Source organism: Pseudomonas sp. ML2-2023-3 (genome assembly GCF_037055275.1).
Taxonomy (GTDB): domain Bacteria; phylum Pseudomonadota; class Gammaproteobacteria; order Pseudomonadales; family Pseudomonadaceae; genus Aquipseudomonas.
Map to the genome: position 1 here is coordinate 3501851 of NZ_CP146343.1, position 18043 is coordinate 3519893.

18 protein-coding genes and 2 pseudogenes are annotated in these 18043 nt (G+C 56.1%); 9 read left to right on the forward strand and 11 right to left on the reverse strand.

The genetic code is table 11. The annotated features are described in order from the left end of the window. The first annotated feature begins 40 nt into the window (after positions 1 to 40). Positions 41 to 523 (forward strand): serine protease inhibitor ecotin, encoded by a 483-nt coding sequence (gene eco, locus V6P94_RS16040; RefSeq protein ID WP_133078057.1) that lies wholly within the window; start codon positions 41 to 43, stop codon positions 521 to 523. A 46-nt stretch (positions 524 to 569) separates the two neighbouring features. Here the strand turns inward: eco and V6P94_RS16045 are convergent, their stop codons facing one another. From V6P94_RS16045 to V6P94_RS16065, 5 genes are all read right to left on the reverse strand, one after another. Beyond that, a complete protein-coding gene (locus tag V6P94_RS16045) occupies positions 570 to 1718 on the reverse strand; it encodes a PQQ-dependent sugar dehydrogenase (protein WP_326397915.1) in 1149 nt (382 codons plus the stop codon). A 469-nt stretch (positions 1719 to 2187) separates the two neighbouring features. Continuing rightward, positions 2188 to 2646 (reverse strand): hypothetical protein, encoded by a 459-nt coding sequence (locus tag V6P94_RS16050; RefSeq protein WP_257622878.1) that lies wholly within the window; start codon positions 2644 to 2646, stop codon positions 2188 to 2190. 246 nt (positions 2647 to 2892) lie between these two features. After that, a complete protein-coding gene (hdeA, locus tag V6P94_RS16055) occupies positions 2893 to 3207 on the reverse strand; it encodes an acid-activated periplasmic chaperone HdeA (protein ID WP_133078054.1) in 315 nt (104 codons plus the stop codon). A gap of 251 nt (positions 3208 to 3458) precedes the next feature. Further along, entirely contained in the window at positions 3459 to 4496 is a 1038-nt protein-coding gene (locus tag V6P94_RS16060; protein ID WP_338647678.1) for a zinc-dependent alcohol dehydrogenase family protein, read from the reverse strand. A gap of 143 nt (positions 4497 to 4639) precedes the next feature. Then, complete coding sequence (locus V6P94_RS16065; protein ID WP_133078052.1) at positions 4640 to 4915, reverse strand: DUF2798 domain-containing protein; 276 nt, start codon at positions 4913 to 4915, stop codon at positions 4640 to 4642. Between the two features lie 130 nt (positions 4916 to 5045). Here V6P94_RS16065 and V6P94_RS16070 point away from each other — a divergent pair, with 130 nt between their 5' ends. Next, positions 5046 to 5984, forward strand: a complete 939-nt coding sequence (locus V6P94_RS16070; RefSeq protein ID WP_326399076.1) for a LysR family transcriptional regulator — start codon at positions 5046 to 5048, stop codon at positions 5982 to 5984. Between the two features lie 617 nt (positions 5985 to 6601). Further along, the gene (locus tag V6P94_RS16075) at positions 6602 to 6814 is read left to right on the forward strand and encodes a hypothetical protein (protein WP_133078050.1); all 213 of its coding nucleotides are present in this window, start codon (positions 6602 to 6604) and stop codon (positions 6812 to 6814) included. A 17-nt stretch (positions 6815 to 6831) separates the two neighbouring features. Here the strand turns inward: V6P94_RS16075 and msrA are convergent, their stop codons facing one another. The 5 genes from msrA to V6P94_RS16100 form a co-directional block, all read right to left on the reverse strand. Then, complete coding sequence (gene msrA, locus V6P94_RS16080) at positions 6832 to 7299, reverse strand: peptide-methionine (S)-S-oxide reductase MsrA (RefSeq protein WP_219261852.1); 468 nt, start codon at positions 7297 to 7299, stop codon at positions 6832 to 6834. Next, positions 7296 to 8216 (reverse strand): homocysteine S-methyltransferase family protein, encoded by a 921-nt coding sequence (locus V6P94_RS16085; protein ID WP_326397879.1) that lies wholly within the window; start codon positions 8214 to 8216, stop codon positions 7296 to 7298. Before V6P94_RS16085 ends, msrA begins: the two co-directional genes overlap by 4 nt. After that, positions 8213 to 9262: a glycine betaine ABC transporter substrate-binding protein gene (locus tag V6P94_RS16090; RefSeq protein WP_326397878.1), complete on the reverse strand. Its 1050-nt coding sequence runs from the start codon at positions 9260 to 9262 to the stop codon at positions 8213 to 8215. Before V6P94_RS16090 ends, V6P94_RS16085 begins: the two co-directional genes overlap by 4 nt. Positions 9263 to 9277: 15 nt before the next feature. After that, positions 9278 to 11374, reverse strand: coding sequence for an ATP-binding cassette domain-containing protein (locus V6P94_RS16095; protein WP_338647683.1), 2097 nt, complete (start codon positions 11372 to 11374; stop codon positions 9278 to 9280). A 242-nt stretch (positions 11375 to 11616) separates the two neighbouring features. Further along, a complete protein-coding gene (locus V6P94_RS16100) occupies positions 11617 to 12201 on the reverse strand; it encodes a hypothetical protein (RefSeq protein ID WP_326397876.1) in 585 nt (194 codons plus the stop codon). A gap of 436 nt (positions 12202 to 12637) precedes the next feature. On the opposite strand from V6P94_RS16100, the gene dapA reads away from it, so the two are divergent. Then, positions 12638 to 13513, forward strand: coding sequence for a 4-hydroxy-tetrahydrodipicolinate synthase (gene dapA, locus V6P94_RS16105; protein WP_326397875.1), 876 nt, complete (start codon positions 12638 to 12640; stop codon positions 13511 to 13513). Positions 13514 to 13621: 108 nt separating this feature from the next. Here dapA and V6P94_RS16110 read toward each other — a convergent pair whose 3' ends face one another. Continuing rightward, positions 13622 to 13921, reverse strand: a complete 300-nt coding sequence (locus V6P94_RS16110) for a hypothetical protein (protein WP_133078044.1) — start codon at positions 13919 to 13921, stop codon at positions 13622 to 13624. A 190-nt stretch (positions 13922 to 14111) separates the two neighbouring features. Between V6P94_RS16110 and V6P94_RS16115 the strand changes: the two genes are divergently transcribed. The 5 genes and pseudogenes from V6P94_RS16115 (at position 14112) to V6P94_RS16135 (ending at position 17903) form a co-directional block, all read left to right on the forward strand. Beyond that, positions 14112 to 14741: a flagellar biosynthesis protein gene (locus tag V6P94_RS16115; protein ID WP_326397874.1), complete on the forward strand. Its 630-nt coding sequence runs from the start codon at positions 14112 to 14114 to the stop codon at positions 14739 to 14741. 548 nt (positions 14742 to 15289) lie between these two features. Beyond that, positions 15290 to 15545, forward strand: a pseudogene (locus tag V6P94_RS16120) (type II toxin-antitoxin system RelE/ParE family toxin). After that, positions 15529 to 15852 carry a helix-turn-helix domain-containing protein gene (locus tag V6P94_RS16125; RefSeq protein WP_219261846.1) on the forward strand — a complete coding sequence of 108 codons (324 nt, stop codon included), beginning with the start codon at positions 15529 to 15531 and terminating at the stop codon, positions 15850 to 15852. Before V6P94_RS16120 ends, V6P94_RS16125 begins: the two are co-directional and overlap by 17 nt. A gap of 203 nt (positions 15853 to 16055) precedes the next feature. After that, a pseudogene (locus V6P94_RS16130) lies at positions 16056 to 16304 on the forward strand (site-specific integrase); the annotation flags it as partial. A 12-nt stretch (positions 16305 to 16316) separates the two neighbouring features. Then, a complete protein-coding gene (locus V6P94_RS16135) occupies positions 16317 to 17903 on the forward strand; it encodes an ABC-F family ATPase (RefSeq protein ID WP_133078041.1) in 1587 nt (528 codons plus the stop codon). The last annotated feature ends 140 nt before the right edge of the window (positions 17904 to 18043 follow it).

An 18043-nucleotide genomic window follows, 5' to 3' on the forward strand; every position in this document is an offset into this window, starting at 1 on the left:
TTCTGGATGTACATTTCAGCTCTGAATTAAGGAAAGCACCATGAAACCACTGGTGATCAGCGCAGCCGTATTACTCTCCCTGAGTACGCTGTGCAGTGTGGCCAACGCAGCCAAACTGGAAGACGTCGCCCCCTACCCTAAAGCCGAACCGGGTTTTAGCCGCCAGGTCATTAATCTGCCAAAACAGAAAAATGAAGACGACTACAAGGTTCAGATCATTGCGGGCAAGACATTACAGGTCGACTGCAACCAGCAGCGCCTGGGCGGCAAGCTGGAAGAAAAAACCCTCAAGGGCTGGGGCTATCCGATGTATCGCCTGAACAAGGTCACAGGCCCCATGAGCACGATGATGGCCTGCCCCGAAGGCAAGGCACATCCCGAGTTTGTTCCGGTAGTCGGTGATGGCTTCATGCTGCGCTACAACAGCAAACTGCCTATCGTGGTCTACGTCCCCAAGGACATCGAAGTGCGTTACCGGATCTGGTCTGCGTCCAAGCAGATCAAGCAGGCCGTGAGCGAATAAGTGTCATTGCGGGAGCGGGCTTGCCCGCTCCCGCCTTGATTGACGGTTATTGCAACCCTACCCGATACAGCACGCCATCATCCTCGTCGGTCAGTACATACACATAGCCGTCCGGACCTTGGCGAACGTCGCGGATACGTGCCTTCAGATCTCCCAGCAACCGCTCTTCATGCACCACCTTGCCATCTCTCAGCTGCAGCCGGATGAGGTCTTTGTCTGCAAGTGCGCCAATAAACAGGTTGTGCTGCCATGGCTTGAAGCGGTCCGAATCGTAGAAGGCCATACCGCTAATGCCGGGGGATTTCTCCCAGACATGATGGGGCCCCACAGTACCTTCGACGGTTTTGCCCTGTGCTTCGGAGATAGGTTCCGACGAGTAGTCAATCCCGTGGGTAGCCAGCGGCCAGCCATAGTTTTTACCACGCTCGATCAGGTTGATTTCGTCTCCCCCTTTTGGGCCGTGCTCGTGAGTCCACAGGGTGCCGGTCCAGGGATTGAGGGCGGCGCCTTGCTGGTTACGATGGCCGTACGACCAGATTTCTGGCCTCACGTCCTTGTTGCCGACAAAAGGGTTGTCGTTGGGAATGCGCCCGTCAGGAAAAATACGCGCAATTTTGCCCTGCAGTTTGTCCAGGTCCTGGGATGTCGGACGCTGGTTGTTTTCCCCGAGGGCGATAAACAGATAGCCGTCCCGGTCGAACACCAGGCGCGAGCCAAAGTGATTACCGGTAGAGAGTTTTGGCTCCTGACGGAAGATCACTTCAAAGTTGCTCAAGCGGGTCAAATCCTCCGATAAGCGCCCGCGGCCGACGGTGGTTCCTGCTTTACCGTCTTCACCGCCTTCTGCGTAAGACAAATACACCAGGCGATCTTCTGCAAAACTGGGCGACAGCACTACATCGAGCAAGCCGCCCTGCCCTTTGGCCCACACCTGCGGGACACCGGATACCGGTGCAGACAGCTTTCCATCAGGGCTCACAACGCGAAGATTTCCCGGCCGCTCGGTGACCAGCATGCCCTGTTTATCGGGCAGAAACGCCAATGCCCAAGGATGATCAAGCCCCTCGACGACCGGGGTTGCGGTGACAGTTCCAGACTCGGAAATAAACGTCTTCTGCGCATCGGCATGGGCCGTGAACGCAATATTGAGTAGCGAAGCGGCGCACACAGTGGCCAGCAAGGTTTTTCTCAACATTAGCTATTCCTTGTTCTATTGAGGTTTGTCTCTGGGCTGTAACGACGGCGCGGTGGGCTTGACGGTCGCTGGCGGTGTCTGGCTACGTGGATAACCATTACCGATCTTGCCGTTCTCGATTGAAGGGGTTCGCAGCGTGGGAGCTGTAGAGGGACCTGTTGCGCCTGGCACGGAAGCCCCCGTGCCTTGCCGGCTGTTTGGATTGATGCGGCGGATGACGTTGTTGGCAGGCGGCGTGTTGGCTGGCAAGGTGTTTTGCGCCATTAGCCCAGCATGGCCCGCAAGTGTTGGGCGGGCCCCAGGGTTCGAAAACGTTTGTGCCTGTGCCTGGAAGGCAAGTACGCCGCCTATCAATAGAAACAACAGACTGGATCTGACACCGTTCATCACGTCCTCCGCTTTTTGCACGACCGTGTAGCTTTGAGGGTCAAGCACGTCACAGGTTCGGTTTCAAAGATAACAAAACGTGTCAGGCATCGGTTTCAGGGCCAATCTCGATCACCGTTGACTCCCTCGCCTGCGCCAGGAGGGCTTCGCGGCACACTTGATAGCAATCCTCGATATGGCCATTGCCGACCAGTTTCATCACGCCAAAACTGATGGTTGCCGCCACCGCCTGCCCTACAAACGGGACAAAGCGAATCACTGACTTGGTTGCCACTTTTGCGCCCATCTTGCGCACCAGAGACATGACCAGCGTTCGGCTGATGAATTTGCCGATCACCTCACTGCCAATCCCGGTGACCGCTACCACAATCAGGCGCTTGGACCGTGAGTCCATCTGCTCGATCTGGTGGGGGGTCAAGCCGAATTTGCTGTTGATAGCCGGCAGCATTTCAACCAGCAATGCGACATCGGTACCGATATCGAGCCCGGGTATCGGGATTGCAGCCGCACCTGCAGAAACTGCCGAGCGCTTGGTGACCATGGACCGGCACTCGTCACGTATACGATCGAGCTCGGCTAATGACCTGATTAACATAGGATCCCCCGACAGATAAAAATAAAACCAGCGTAGTCTACTACGCCCTTCTGACCAGCAAGGCAGGCCTGTCTTCATGTAGAGGGGTAACAGCGAAGGAAATTCACAAAGGCGGGGATGTTTTTAGCCACTGACGGGGCCATCGTACAGAGAAGTAGCCTGTACTCTTGCGAAGTACAGGCCAGGCGCGGGTTACACGTCTTTTTTGACTTTGTCCCACTCAGCCTTGAGCTTGGAGACGAAGGATTCTTTTGGGGTTTCCTTGCAGGCAGTCACGACCAGAGGTGTGATTTTTGCGATACCGTCCACGTCCAGCACCGCATCTTCAACTTTGCCCTTCTTGTTGATGGCTTCACCCAGGCCGACAGCGGTCGGCTGGAAGCTTTCATCCACTGCCAGGAAATCCGCGCACGTCCATTTTGCGACGGGCTGTTTGGTTTCAGCCTGAGCCAGTGTTGACAGTGCAGCCAGACCCACAGCGCCCATTAACAGAATGTGCTTCTTCATATGCAAATATCCCTATTGTCAAAGATTCAATAACATGTGTTGTGCCGCAAAAAACATAGTATCGAATGATGTTTCTGTCAAAAATAACAGAAAAATCATCCTCTTTAAAACATCACTTTACCCCTTGAGCTCAAGTTAACCGAACAAACAAGAGGCACACTAACGCGAGCAGCGGCCAGTCTATAAATCCGCCATTCATGTACCGAACCGTTAAAACAGCCCCGATATAATCGACGCTGTTTTAACGTGCATTATTGAGAAAGAATGACCTTCATTGCCTTCTCTTTTGCCGCGTTCCCGAACACCTCATACGCCTGGAGAATGTCAGACAGCGCAAAGCGGTGAGTAATCAACTTCCCGGCATCGATTTTCCCGGACTGCACGGTTTTCATCAGCATGGGGGTGGTATTGGTATTAACCAGCCCGGTCGAGATGGTGACGTTCTGGATCCATAGCTTTTCCAGGTGCAGTTCAACGCTTTTTCCATGGACACCCACGTTCGCAATGCTACCCCCCGGTGCGATAACCGATTGGCAGGTATCGAAGGAGGCAGGAATACCCACTGCTTCGATCGCGACATCCACACCGACCCCGTGGGTCAGCTCGAAAATGCGTTCAACTGCGTTTTGGGTCGTGATATCGATCACATCCGTCGCGCCAAAGCGCTGTGCGACTTCAAGTCGATTGGTGTCGCCATCCACCATGATCAACTGGGCCGGAGAATAGAACTGCGCCGTCAGCAGCGCCGCCATGCCCACCGGTCCTGCACCGACGATGACCACGCTGTCACCCGGCTTGACCTTGCCGGCAAGCACGCCAATTTCGAACCCGGTTGGCAAGATGTCACTCAGCATCACCAACGCCTCCTCATCCACACCTGCCGGCACCGGATAGAGACTGTTGTCGGCATGGGGGATGCGCACATATTCGGCCTGCGTCCCGTCAATGGTGTGCCCCAGGATCCAGCCACCATCGGCGCAATGGGAGTACATCTGACGCCGACAGTTTGCACAGCTGCCACAGGAGGTGATGCAGGAAATCAGCACATGATCACCGGGCTTGAAGTTGCGGATGGCAGAGCCGACCGCTTCGACCACTCCCACCCCTTCATGACCCAGGACTGTCCCCTGGGTAACTTCAGGCACATCGCCCTTGAGAATGTGCAGGTCTGTGCCGCAGATGGTGGTGTGCAGGATTCGAACAATGGCGTCGGTCGGTTTGTCGATGACCGGTTGGGGGATATCGGCCCAGGCTTTTTTGCCAGGCCCCAGATAAGTGAGCGCTTTCATGATGGCCATCCTTTACCTGATCAAAAAATAATCAGCACTGCCACTCAGGTGCACCCCGAGTGGCAGCCCCTAAAATCATTGATGCAGTTAAGCAGCCTTTTTCGACAGCGCCCTTGCCGCAGGTCATAAAAAGCCTTTTTGGACTAACGGTGCGGATGAACCGTAAAAGACACCAGCCTCACCACAATCGGCCGCACCACCAGAATGCACAGGAACGCGACAGGCATTGCCAGTTGATAGGCATGCAGCACATTGCTTAGATAATCGTGCTCAATACCGGCGTTTGCCGCCGTAATCACCAACGACATCAGGAAGGCCATGATCGTCGACATGTAAAACGCGAAAACGTAGGGCGTAGCCCGTACAGAGAGTTTCAGACGTTTCGAAATCGGGGTTTCAGCAGTTACTTTTGATGTCATATGGGACCTTATCCAGCTTCATTTTCAGGAGTCATGCACCTTAACAAGATCAAAAACCGGCAACTAGACGCCTATCGACAGTTACTTTATAAATAAAAACTTACGAATAGCCTTTATGAGCCCCCCCACAGTGAATCTGCTAGCGGCAATTACCAGCTTTATCAAAGTGGTCGAAACCGGCTCCATCGCAGGCGCAGCCAAAAATCTTGGTCTTAGTGCAGCGGCCGTCAGCCAGACCATCAATCGGCTGGAAGAACATCTCGGCACACGCCTGCTGCAACGCACCACACGCAGCATGGCGCTCACCGAGCAGGGAGCGACTTACTATGAAAGGGTGCGACATATCGCGTCCGACCTGGAGTCAGCACACAGGGCCATCAGCGCTGGAGAAACTGAACTTCAAGGGCGGCTTTGCATTGCGTCGACATCCGCATTCGGACGGCATGTGCTGGCCCCTCTGGTTGCGGGCTTTGCTAACCGTTACCCGCGTTTGACCCTCGAGCTGTGTACCACCGATGGCAAGATCAATCATATCCAGGACGGCATTGATCTGAGCCTGCGGATCAAGCCGCAACTGGAAGAAGGCATCGTTGCGCGCAAGATCGCTTCCGTTCCTTTCATCATCTGCGCCTCCCCGGCCTATCTGGCCCGAGCCGGTGCCCCCCGTACCCCCGAGGAACTCCAGCAGCATGCCTGCCTGGCCTTCCGCTACCCGCTGGACGGGCGCTTCCTGCGCTGGGGGTTTATCCGCGAAGGCCAGCACTACTACGCAGCGCTCAACGTCACCGCGATCAGTGATGATATCGATGCGCTGACTCAAATGGCGATTCACGGCGCAGGGATTGCGCGCCTTGCCGAGTTCCTGGCGGCCCCCTTTATCGAGTCAGGTCGACTGGTGACACTGCTTGAAAGTAGCCATGAATCAACCGAGTCCTGCGCAGAACCCCTGGATATTTATGCGTGTGTCCAGGATCGCGCCGCCATGACGCCAAAAGTCAAAGCGTTCCTGGACTATTTGACGGCACACATTGAACAACGCTGGACTAAAGACAGTTTTATTACTGTATGAATTTATTGTACGCACCAAAATAGCGCAGTATCTCTTTGGATTAACATGATAATTTAATACATCCAAAAAAACCTATAACAGTTAACTCTTTCACACATTCGTGTTCAGCAGATGAAAATACCAAAGTAAGGGAGCATTCTATTTTTTAATGTACTGTTAGACTTAGTTAAAAATGCCATTCAAGGAAGAAGCATATGAGCGCCACAACTAAACGAGGGTGGAAGTGGGCTTACCGCAAGCTGCGTGATCTGCACTGCACGCGCCCTTCTGCCTTTTACAGGGCCACCCTGTACGTTCTCCGCGGGAACACGGGTACATTTGTTTGTGAAGTGACACACAAAAAAATCCGCATTAGCCGCTAACGGCTTTCAGTCTCGTTGCGCGGCTCGCCTGCACATAAATCGCAGGCATTTTATATGCCTGTTGAAACCCAGAGGTCTCGCAAGCGCAATGGGGAAGCTCCCATCCTGTTGTTACGCGAGCAAGCCAGTACAATTGCCTGCATCCATTCCCCCCCTTGCCTACGGAGGGGGGTTGAAGTCACCTGTTGGCTGTCCGGTTGATGAGCCATGCCTGAATGCAAGGCTCATCGAGCCCGTGCCCAAGAAGTCCAGATAATGCCAAAGAAGAAGCAACCCGCAGAGACCCCGGCCGTAACCGCAGCAGACATAGAACGCTCAATTCAGGCCCTGAACAAAATGGCTGAGCGCCTGTGGGGAGAGGATCGGGTAGCCGAGGCCAAAGCCCTGATCGATGCACTGGATGCTTTGAACCGTGCGCTGGACAGGATCAGGATTGGCGAAAGTCGCCGGGCGGTCACTCTTCACTGAGCACACCCGCAAGCCGTTCAGATAGCGCAGGCGCTGGCACCGTGTTTTTCAAGATAACGCTGCTGATCTTCATCTGCCTTTTGAAACTCGCCCAGAGCAAGAATCACCGTGGCCACCGGTTTTCCCAGCCGCCCGCTGGCATCCAGTTGCTGTATGGCGACCAGTGCTGACCGGGCTTGTTGATCGGAGTTGGAAAACAAGGCCGAACGGTACTTCACCCCGACATCCGCTCCCTGACGATCGAACGAAGTCGGATCATGCAATGTCCAGAACTGTTCGATCAGGCCACTGTAAGCAATCACCCCCGGATCGAAGTCAACTTGCACCACTTCAATCCACGCTGCCCCATCTATGGGCGAACGGGCAAAACCGACCCGGCTGTCGATCACGCCCGGCAATAAACGAAACGCGGCTTCAGCCCCCCAAAAACAGCCCGCACCGAAAGTAGCCTGCTCAACATTCACGTCTTCTTGAACATCAGTCATGGGCTGACCTCCTCTTTTTGCGGCAGCAGATGCGAGTGCAACTGCGCGATATGTTCAGGCCCGATACCACAGCACCCTCCAACAATACTGGCGCCTGCCGCCACCCACGACCTGGACCAGTGCAGGTATGACTCAGGCCCCAGATCACTGCGAATCTCCAGCAAGGTGCTGTTTGCTTTTGCCTGCGTACTGACAGGAGGAAATGCATTGGCGTAAACCCCAAGCTCAACGGCTTGATCCACGCTGCCAATGACTTCCCGTGCGCTGGCGAGTGCCGCAGCCATCACTTCTGGCTGGCTGCAATTGAACAGCACTGCCCTCGCCCCCAGCTCGAGCGCTGCACGCACGGCATCGGCGACCGTCTCCGATGAGCGCAGTCGCGGTGGCTCGTCGGCCTCATCCAGGAGGGTAAACGCGACCCAGAGTGGCTTGGTTTCTGCGCCGAGCGCCTCCACGACAGCCCGTACTTCAGCGATGGAGCTTTGGGTTTCCGCCAACCAGACATCGACATGAGCCCGCAGACCGGCGATCAGCTCGCGATGAATAGCGACCGAACGTTGATGATCAAACAAATCCGGTCGATACGACCCCAGGGCTGGCGGTAAAGAACCGGCCACCGTGACCGGCTCGCTACTGCCGGATGCCGCCTCACGGGCCAGGCCTGCAGCCCGCTCGGCCAGGGCGCGTCCGTCCCTGGCAAAGCGCTCATCCCCGATATGAAAAGGCACCACCGCGTAGCTGTTGGTGGTGATGATTCGTGCACCGGCCTCAATGAACGCTTGATGGGCCTGGAGCACGAACTCGGGGGCCTCGATCAGCGCGAGCGCTGACCATTCAGGCTGGCGAAACGGCGCCCCGATCCGCTGCAGCTCACGCCCCATGCCGCCATCGAGTAAACGCAAGGATGGGTGGCTCATTGGATCGCACTCACTTTCGGCGCCGATGTGGCGAGCCACTGGTCGACGATGGCACCGTTGGCCTGGACCCACGCCTTGGCGGCGACGTCTGCAGGCAGTTTTTCCTTTTCGATCTTCAGAATCAGGTCATTGAGTTGCGCAGGCTCGATCGCCACATTGCGCAGGAACTCGGCAATTTCAGGTGCGCGTTTCTGCAAGGATGAGGACGCCAGAACGTGAACCCTGGCATCCGGGAAGGCGCAGGTGATCTGACTCTTGTTCAGCCAGTCCGGATCAACGGTCGGGCTGATGAATTTCCAGCAGCCATCGGCCTTGTACAGCGGGTCATCTTTTTTGTTGTCCTGGGCATAGCCGTCAAACGCGGGTTCATCCAGACGACGCAGGTCAAACGCCGAAAAGATCCAGTCCGGTGTATAGGCATAGAACACCACGCCACGCTGCGCCTTGTAAGCCGACGCCAACTTGGCGTAGGTCACCGATGCCTCCGTGGACACCGACTCGAATTTGTCGGCGAACCCGTAATCCTTGGCCTTGATCTGGCCGATGTAAGTCGACTCCCATCCGGCAGGCCCCACCAGCAACTCGGCCTTGCCGCCGCCCAGAGGCTCGAAGAGCTTGGCCACTTCCGGTTTTTTCAGGTCGTAGACGGATTTGACCCCGTACTTGTCCTGCACATAGCCGGGAATATAAAAGCCCTGCACGGCCGCGTAGGGTTGAGTGTTCGGTACCAGGGACCGGGTGCCGCCTGTGACGTATTTCGCCCAGGCTGCCGACTGGTTGGGCAGCCAGATATCCGTCAGCACGTCCACCGAGCCATCGCCTTTGGACGCGGCACTGAACAGCACCGGGACATCCCCTGCCAGGTACGAAACATCGCCATCAAGACGGGTTTTGATCACTTCCCCCAGGATGTACTGAATGGCGATAGCGCCCGTCCAGTTTTGCTCGCCAATGACTATTTTGTCCTTGGCCTGGGCTGTGGCGGGAAGAATCAGGGAGGCCAACAGTGCAGCAGCGCCCCAGTTGCGCAATACGTGTGTCTTCACATTAAGTCTCACTGTTCAGGTGTGCAGATGATCTTGCTTGCGCAAGCTCGATTGAATGATTCGATCAGGGATCAGCGCGCACAGAACGATCGCCACGCCCGCCAGCACGCCCTCGCCACCCTTGATATTGCGCAACGCCGTCATGACGTCATAGCCCAGGCCGCCAGCGCCGATCAGTGCCGCCACGACGACCATCGACAAACTCATGACGATGGTTTGATTGACCCCAAGCAGCAGCGACCGTCGAGCCAGAGGCAGTTGCACCTTGGTCAGGGTTTGCCAGGGACTGGCCCCGTGGGCGACCGCAGCCTCGACGGCATCCTTGGGAACTTGCTGAATCCCCAGGGAGGTCAGGCGAATCATCGGCGCCAGCGCAAAAATCACCGTTGCGATTACCGCCGGCGTCTTGCCGACCGAAAAGAACGCCACGGCAGGGATCAAATACACAAACGTTGGCAGGGTTTGCATCACATCCAGCAAGGGCGTGATCACCTTGCGTATCAGCGGTCGTTTGGCAAGCAGAATGCCGGTGGGTACACCAATGACCAGGGCAATCAACACGGAAGACCCCACCAGCGCCAGAGTGGCGATGGTGCGCTCCCAAAAGCCGAACAGGCCGATGTACAGCAACGCAGCACCACTGGTCAGTGCCAACGCCAAGCCCGCCGAGCGCCACGCCAGAAACACCAGCGCCAGCGCCGAAACCGGCCACGGCAACCAGCCCAGCAGGCTTTCGATGCCTTCGATGACGGTCCTGACCGCAACGATCACACCCACGAATGCGCTCTCGAACGTCACCTGGGACCAGCCAATGAAGTCATCGATGCTCTGCGCTGTCAGCAACAGCGCCTGGCGATTGCTCGGGAACTGCAGCAGCACATTAGTCGTGTCTGGCGTGATGACACGCCAGATCACCAATGCCTGACTGACCAGCAATACCACCAAAGGCAGCGCCCAACCCGATGCGTTGCTGCGCACAGGATGGCGGCACAACGAGAACGCTGCATAGCGACTGACGCCAAACAGCGCCACGGCCACCAGAATCGCCAGCCACGAACCGCTGGCAATGTTTTGCCCCACCAAAGCCAAGGCGGCGAGCTCTGCAACGAACGTAAGCCAGAAGGCACCTCCCTTGCCCTGTGCGGCCAGGGCAGCGGGGCCCAGCAATACGGATTGCCAGCCACTCAACCCAGGGTTGGACGTTTGCTCGCGGGGAGCACCTTCAGGAGCCGGGACGGGAACGTTTTCAACGCTTCGCAGCACTGACGGGGTTGGGGTGCAGTCCCGGAAAAAATCCGCCACTTCAGCGTCAACCGGATGCTCCAGCAACTCCTGGGGTGTGCCCAGCTGCACCAGGCGACCGCGGCGCAGCACGGCAATCCGGTCGGCAAGACGTATGGCTTCCGCCGGGTCGTGGGTGACCAGCAATGTGCTGATACCGCGTTCACGCACCAGGGCCAGAAAATGAGTTTGCAGATCCCGGCGGATGGTCGGATCAAGTGCGCTGAATGGCTCGTCCATCAGCAAGATGTCGGGGTCAGTCACCAATGCCCGTGCCAGCCCGACCCGTTGCTGCATGCCACCGGAAAGCTCATGGGGGTAATGATCGCCCCACCCTTGCAGCCCAACCGCCTGCAACTGCAGCGTGGCCGCCGCATAGCGAATCGACTCGGGTTCGCCGCGCAACTCAAGGGGCAACGCGACATTGTCCAGCACCGTGCGATGGGGCAGCAGGCCAAAATGCTGAAACACCATCCCGATGCGCTGGCCCCTCAACTCGCGCAAAGCCTCGGGACTCAAGCCGCTGATGGCCTGGCCTTCGATCAGGACTTCGCCACTCGAGGGCTCGATCAGGCGATTGATGTGGCGCAGCAGCGTTGATTTGCCACTGCCGGATGTTCCCATCAGGCACAGCACCTCACCACGACGCACCTTCAGGCTCACATCGCTGACGGCAGGCAACGTCGAGGCATTCTTGCGCTGATAGGTTTTGGTGACGTTTCGCAATTCGAGGACGACGTCACCCTCACTTTCGGGATGGCTGGCGGGATGGGCGAGCCATTGAGAAGGCTCGATCCGGGCTGCTGATGAAGCGGTTTGAGTCAGTGTCACAGTAGCTCCGAGCAAGCACTCCCTGGAGGCGGCGTGCTGCTCGCTCCAGAGTGGGAATAAGGGCTGCGCCCCAGGCCATGCTCCGAATACGGTAAGCCTGATGCAAAAAAAAGCGCCGCAGTTGAGGGCGGCGCCTTGCAGAGGCATAAAGCTAAACGATCTTAAAAACTAGAAATAAATACTATTTTGGAATTAGCTTAGGCCAATATCAGCCCCTGTCCCATCATCAAGATGCGAAGCCTCTAAAAATTCTCAAGGCTGACTTTTATCCCCGCACGCCCCGCCAACTCGATAATCCCGGGTACCCGATCAGCATCAACAATGAAACCGTCGTAATTGTCCCCTCCCGAGTCCAGGTGAAGATAACGTTTACCCAACCGGGCCAACCACTGGTCAAGGTTGCCGAGAACCTCGGGCATGGATGAGGCGCCTTCATGGACATAGACGTAGGGTTCTTTCAAGCCACTGGCGCTTACCAGAAAGGGCGCTTGATACTCGAACACGTCATAACCCTTCCAGTCCACGCTAAGCAGAACGAGGGCTTCAAGTTTTTGTCCTTTGACGTCATTCAACAGCCCCTCTGTGAGGGCGCCGGGTGCGTCATCTCCCATCGCGTATCGACGCATCACACGCCGCACAAGCCTGGCCCCTTCCTTTTGTGGAACGAGGGCTACCAGCTCATTGGCAAAAGCCTCAAGTGCTTTTTTCCGGGCAGGATCGTGCCCCTCCGGTCGAAGTTCTTTCATGATTTTTGAAGCGCTGAGGTTGGTTTCTTCGGGTGGAGGCATGGTGAAGCGTCCACCAAACAGCCGATCTAAAAAGCCCATGTCACTCCCTGTTTCACGTTGAGGATAACTATCCCGTTCAAGTCCGGGCCCCAGATCCCGTCTTAGCTTACGGGCGCTACGTGATGAATGTCGATCAACTGCCTTGCTGCGAGCTTCCCGCCCTTTTCAGTCCAAGGCCCAATGGCCAGTTGACATCTGCGCGGCAAACTTCTAAAAAAGGGGTCATTGATTGAAGGCGATCCCTCTGATGTTGCTAATCACCGACCTTATGCTGCGCGATATCGGTTTACATGCCGATGCGTCGGGTCGTGCCTGCATCGCCTCCAAATCCAAGAAACAGTCGCTCATTTGACCGGGGCGCGCTGTCCCGTCAGATGGGCTGACAGGACATGAGCGCTACGGACTTCCTCCCTTGCTTTCTTCCCTTCTGCACTTCTGGCGGTGACTCAATCGGTCAACCTTCAGGAGTCAGTACATGTCATCGTTTCAAGGGATCTGGGTTCCACTCGTTACACCTTTCCATAACGGTGCGATCGACTTTGTCGCACTTCGGCGGCTGGTCAGCCATCTGCTGGAAACTCGCATCGACGGTATTGTGGTCTGCGGCACCACCGGCGAAGCAGCGGCGCTGAGCAAACGTGAGCAGTTGGATGTGCTGGATGCGGTGCTGGAACAGGTACCAGGACCGCAGGTGGTCATGGGGCTGGCCGGTAATAATCTGACCGAACTGCTGCACTTTCAGAGTGAAATCCTCAAGCGCCCGGTGGCAGGCTTGCTGGTTCCGCCGCCGTACTACATCCGCCCGTCCCAAGCCGGGCTCGAAGGGTTTTTCAACACCGTCGCCGATGCCTCAAGCGTTCCGATCATTCTCTATGACATCCCGTATCGCACCGGCGTGACCTTCGAACAAGCGACCTTGCTCAACATTGTCGAGCATGAGCGGATTGTCGCTATCAAGGATTGCGGCGGCAATCAGGCCAACACACTGGCGTTGCTGGCCAGTCAAAAAGTGGATGTGTTGTGCGGCGAAGACAACCAGATATTCAGTGCATTGTGCCTCGGGGCATCCGGCGCAATTGCCGCCTCGGCACACATTCATCCCGAGCTGTTCGTGGCGCTGTATCAGCAAATTCGCGACAACCAGCTGGCCGAGGGTCGTGCAACGTTCCTGCGATTGGTACCGTTGATTCACAGCCTGTTCATCGAACCCAATCCTGCTCCGGTGAAAGCCGCCCTGGCGCTTGCAGACCTGATCCATGACGAATTGCGAGCGCCGATGCAACGCAGCAGTGAAGCCATGAAGCTGCGTTTGCAGGGCGTAGTGAACGGGCTGAAAAACATCGACTGTTGATTGCCAACGACCCAGACCCAGTTATGGCCGCCCGGCACATGGGCGGTCTTCAGGGGTTCATTTGATTTATCCCACTGCGCTCCACCAAAACCTGAAGAGGGGTACTTGTCAGGTGTCCTGCCCTTTTACCTGGCATATCCCATTGGCTCTGGCCTTGCCTGTATACGAAACACTCGCCGAGCCGTCTGGATTGATCATCAATGAGATCGTGATACCGCTGCCCTTGGCCTCGAAATAGGTTTCACTGAACTTCTTCAGCCTGGCCTCTTTGCCGTTGATATAAATGGGGCCGCCACGATCCGCATGGACCTCAATGCCTCCAGGACAGGTTGCGTTAACCAAAGGAATCCCGGCCTGCGCAACGGCGGCAACAGATGCCAGAACAACCCCCAACAGTATGTGTTTCATTCAAGTAACTCCCTGACAGACCAAGCGCCCAAACCAAAGCGATACCTTACTTGAATAAAACACGCCACTGCACACGGTGTCTTCAATGTCCGTACACGCGCAATTGAGCTGCGATTTGTCTTCTACACTCTTTTTTGGCCATTTTTGGGTCAAGCCTGTGAAGGCGCACTATGGAAAGGGAGTAATAAAGATGGTTCGCAGAGTTTTGGCGGTTATGGCATTGGTGCTGCTGGCAGGATGCGCCACTAACAGGGCAGAAGTGAGCGTGAATGTCTTGCCACCTGGCAATACACAGACCCCTGCCCCCAGCAATGGCAAGAAGGTATACATCAGCGCCGTGGACAGTCGCGTTTTTCAGATCAAGCCTTCCAGCTTCGACATACCTTCACTGAAATATGACGAGGTCGACGACACGTCGATTACTGCGCGGGCGATTGCGCGCAAACGCAATAACTACAACATGGCCATTGGCGACGTGCTACTGCCTGAAGGGCATACGGTTTCAGAACTGGTGGGCGATGCTGTTGCCAGCGCTTACCGGCAGGCAGGCTATGAAGTGGTCGGCACTCGCACAGCCCCGGATGTCAGTGAAGTGAAGGTCAACATCATTGAGTTCTGGTCATGGTATACGGCTGAAGGCGTGCTCGATAAGGTGCTGCGCAACAAGTCGTTGTTGCAGATAAAAACCGCAGGCGCACCTGAGCTGTCCCTGAAAACCCTGGTCAGAGAGAAGGTGAAAGTGGCCACGGATAACGACTGGAAGCACATTACCGAAGCCGGCCTTGAAGCCATAACCCAGGAGACCCTCAAGCAGCTTTGAGCGATGTGTCGAGCACAACACGTCAGAGGCCGTCCACTTCGCTTGAAATGGACGGCCTCCAGTCTGATGGATACAGGGATGACCGCAGCATGGGTGCGGCTCCTCCCGGCGCTCGAACTGCCCGCGCTTTGAGCCGTCGGGCAGCCTGAATAGATGTGATCAATGAACCAAAACCTTGAGTCATTGGCCTAGATTGGCAGGGAGTAGATTAACTCGAAGCTCAATGCTGAAGCCCATTGATCACTGCCCATTACCAAGGGCGGGTCCCAACAAGCAATCCGGGACTCCTGCTCGCTACACGTTCTCAAAGTAAACTCCTGAAATACGCTCTACGAACACGCTCTTTTTACCAAGGGCCTTCGCTCGCGTCCAAGACCCCTTCTTCATATCCCCTATGCCCTTACAGCCCCTTGCGCGCTTCCGTTCTCCTGACGGGAAAGCAGTTAAACTCCCCGCGCCGCAATATTGAGAAAAGCTTGAGGGTTGAAGCTACGTAAAATATAGGCAAGCACTGCCTGAATACTTATAAAAGACTTATATTTATCTTTATGAACACGATCAACTGGACTCGGAAAGCTGTTAAGCAGCTCCTGAAACTGCACTCCCGGCATCAGGTTCAAATTCGTGATGCGGTGTCCGGACTCAAGGACATCCCCGACGTGGTAAATATCAAGTCACTGACTGACCACGACTTCGGATACCGCCTGCGGGTGGGGCAACTACCGAGTCCTGTTCGACTGGGACGGCACGATTAAAGTGGTCAGCATTCAAGAGGTAAAGAAACGCGATGAACGCACCTACTGACATACAAATCATCAACGGACCTGACGGCAAGCCCGCGTTCGTCGTCATCCCTTACGCGCAATACGTTGCGCAGCACCCTGACAGCGATGTCATCCCACATGACGTTGTCAGCCGCATCGTGGAGGGTGCCACCCCTATTCGCGCATGGCGTGAATACCTGGACCTGACCCAGGAGGAAGTGGCCAAGCGTTTGGGAATTTCCCAACCGGCTTACGCCCAGCAAGAAACCGTCTCGAAACCACGTAAGGCGACCCGCGAGAAAATCGCGGCGGCTTTTGGGATCAATGCGGATCAGTTGGAGTTGTAAGCTCGCGATCTGGCGCAGATGCCAATGATCAAGAACAATAAACCGCCTCAATGGTCGATTTTTTGATGCTGCGCTCCTTCAGGGCAAGGTACACAAAGTGCTAAATCAGGGCTGCGTTTACAAGAGTCGATTGCCCTGCACCAGAATGCCGTTGATCTGGAAAAACGCAAAAACCATATTTACAGGGCCATTGCCGAAGGCGCCCGCCCCTAGAAAAGCTGGGGATACGATACTGCCCGCCATATAACTGTCGTCACACCTATGCGACAATATGCTTAATGTCCGGCATGAATCCCGCCTTTATTGCTCAGCAACTTGGCCATAGCGTCCAAATGTTGCTCTCTACTTATGCGCGCTGGCTGAACTCTAGCGGTGATTGGGATGAGATGGAAAAGCTCTTGAATGGCCCAGGATTGGCCCAAGCGACAAAAGCACACCGCGTAACCCCTTGATAGGTAACCCCTTTGATCTCCACAGCAAATATCACGATGCAGTTCGGCGCAAAGCCGCTATTCGAGAACGTTTCAGTAAAATTTGGTGCAGGTAACCGTTATGGCCTGATCGGCGCCAACGGTTGCGGCAAGTCCACCTTCATGAAAATCCTCGGTGATGATCTTGAGCCGTCTGGCGGCCAGGTCATGCTGGAGCCGAACGTGCGTCTGGGTAAATTGCGCCAGGACCAGTTCGCTTACGAAGAATTCACCGTCATCGATACCGTGATCATGGGTCACGAAGAGCTGTGGAAGGTCAAGGCAGAGCGCGACCGCATCTACTCGCTGCCAGAAATGACTGAAGATGACGGCATGGCCGTTGCCGAACTCGAAACCGAGTTCGCAGAAATGGACGGTTATACCGCCGAATCCCGTGCTGGCGAGTTGCTGCTGGGCCTGGGTATTGGCATCGAACAGCACAACGGTCCGATGAGCGAAGTATCGCCGGGCTGGAAGCTGCGTGTTCTGCTGGCTCAGGCGCTGTTCTCGGACCCTGAAGTCCTGCTGCTCGACGAACCGACCAACCACCTGGATATCAACACCATCCGCTGGCTGGAAAACATTCTGACCCAGCGTAACAGCCTGATGATCATCATCTCTCACGACAGGCACTTCCTGAACAGTGTCTGCACCCACATGGCTGACCTGGACTACGGCGAACTGCGTCTGTTCCCGGGCAACTATGACGAGTACATGACCGTCGCTACCCAGTCGCGCGAACAGCTGCTGTCTGAAAACGCCAAGAAAAAGGCCCAGATCAACGAACTGCAAGCGTTCGTCAGCCGCTTCTCGGCCAACGCCTCGAAATCCAAGCAGGCCAGCTCCCGCGCCAAGGCGATCGACAAGATCACCCTGGCCGAGGTCAAGCCTTCGAGCCGTGTCAGCCCGTTCATTCGCTTTGAACAGAACAAAAAGCTGCACCGTCAGGCAGTCATTGTCGAGCAAATGGCCAAAGGCTTTGATGGCAAGATCCTGTTCAAGGACTTCAGCTTCACCGTTGAAGCCGGCGAGCGCGTCGCGATCATTGGTCCGAACGGTATCGGTAAAACCACCCTGCTGCGCACCCTGGTCAACGAACTGACCCCGGATGCCGGTACTGTGAAGTGGACGGATGCCGCTGAGCTGGGCTACTACGCCCAGGACCATGCCCACGACTTCGAAGACGACATGACCCTGTTCGACTGGATGGGCCAGTGGACTCAAGGCGAGCAAATGGTACGTGGCACCTTGGGCCGCATGCTGTTCTCCAACGATGACATCCTCAAGTCGGTCAAGGTGATTTCCGGTGGTGAGCAAGGTCGCATGCTGTTCGGCAAGCTGATCCTGCAAAAAGCCAACGTGCTGATCATGGACGAACCGACCAACCACTTGGACATGGAATCCATCGAGGCGCTGAACCTGGCACTCGAGAACTACCCGGGCACCCTGGTATTCGTCAGCCATGACCGTGAGTTCGTATCCTCCCTGGCCACTCGTATCATCGAGTTGAGCCCAAGCGGCGTGATCGACTTCAGCGGTACATACGATGACTACCTGCGTAGCCAGGGCGTTGTGTTCTGATTTGAGACACCGCGAACGGCCCCCTGCCCTGGTTGTGTAACAGCGCAACCTGAGCAGGCCCCAAGACCAATGCCCCGACTCGTCGGGGCATTGGCGTTTCTGGCACCTGAAAATACCGCACCTGGTGGACCCTGTGACAC

What these genes read in the sequence shown, in the direction of transcription:
- eco (WP_133078057.1), top strand. Translation starts at nt 41, where the DNA reads ATGAAACCACTGGTGATCAGCGCAGCCGTATTACTCTCCCTGAGTACG.
- V6P94_RS16045 (WP_326397915.1), bottom strand. Translation starts at nt 1,718, where the DNA reads ATGTTGAGAAAAACCTTGCTGGCCACTGTGTGCGCCGCTTCGCTACTC.
- V6P94_RS16050 (WP_257622878.1), bottom strand. Translation starts at nt 2,646, where the DNA reads ATGGTCACCAAGCGCTCGGCAGTTTCTGCAGGTGCGGCTGCAATCCCG.
- hdeA (WP_133078054.1), bottom strand. Translation starts at nt 3,207, where the DNA reads ATGAAGAAGCACATTCTGTTAATGGGCGCTGTGGGTCTGGCTGCACTG.
- V6P94_RS16060 (WP_338647678.1), bottom strand. Translation starts at nt 4,496, where the DNA reads ATGAAAGCGCTCACTTATCTGGGGCCTGGCAAAAAAGCCTGGGCCGAT.
- V6P94_RS16065 (WP_133078052.1), bottom strand. Translation starts at nt 4,915, where the DNA reads ATGACATCAAAAGTAACTGCTGAAACCCCGATTTCGAAACGTCTGAAA.
- V6P94_RS16075 (WP_133078050.1), top strand. Translation starts at nt 6,602, where the DNA reads ATGCCAAAGAAGAAGCAACCCGCAGAGACCCCGGCCGTAACCGCAGCA.
- msrA (WP_219261852.1), bottom strand. Translation starts at nt 7,299, where the DNA reads ATGACTGATGTTCAAGAAGACGTGAATGTTGAGCAGGCTACTTTCGGT.
- V6P94_RS16085 (WP_326397879.1), bottom strand. Translation starts at nt 8,216, where the DNA reads ATGAGCCACCCATCCTTGCGTTTACTCGATGGCGGCATGGGGCGTGAG.
- V6P94_RS16100 (WP_326397876.1), bottom strand. Translation starts at nt 12,201, where the DNA reads ATGGGCTTTTTAGATCGGCTGTTTGGTGGACGCTTCACCATGCCTCCA.
- dapA (WP_326397875.1), top strand. Translation starts at nt 12,638, where the DNA reads ATGTCATCGTTTCAAGGGATCTGGGTTCCACTCGTTACACCTTTCCAT.
- V6P94_RS16110 (WP_133078044.1), bottom strand. Translation starts at nt 13,921, where the DNA reads ATGAAACACATACTGTTGGGGGTTGTTCTGGCATCTGTTGCCGCCGTT.
- V6P94_RS16115 (WP_326397874.1), top strand. Translation starts at nt 14,112, where the DNA reads ATGGTTCGCAGAGTTTTGGCGGTTATGGCATTGGTGCTGCTGGCAGGA.
- V6P94_RS16125 (WP_219261846.1), top strand. Translation starts at nt 15,529, where the DNA reads ATGAACGCACCTACTGACATACAAATCATCAACGGACCTGACGGCAAG.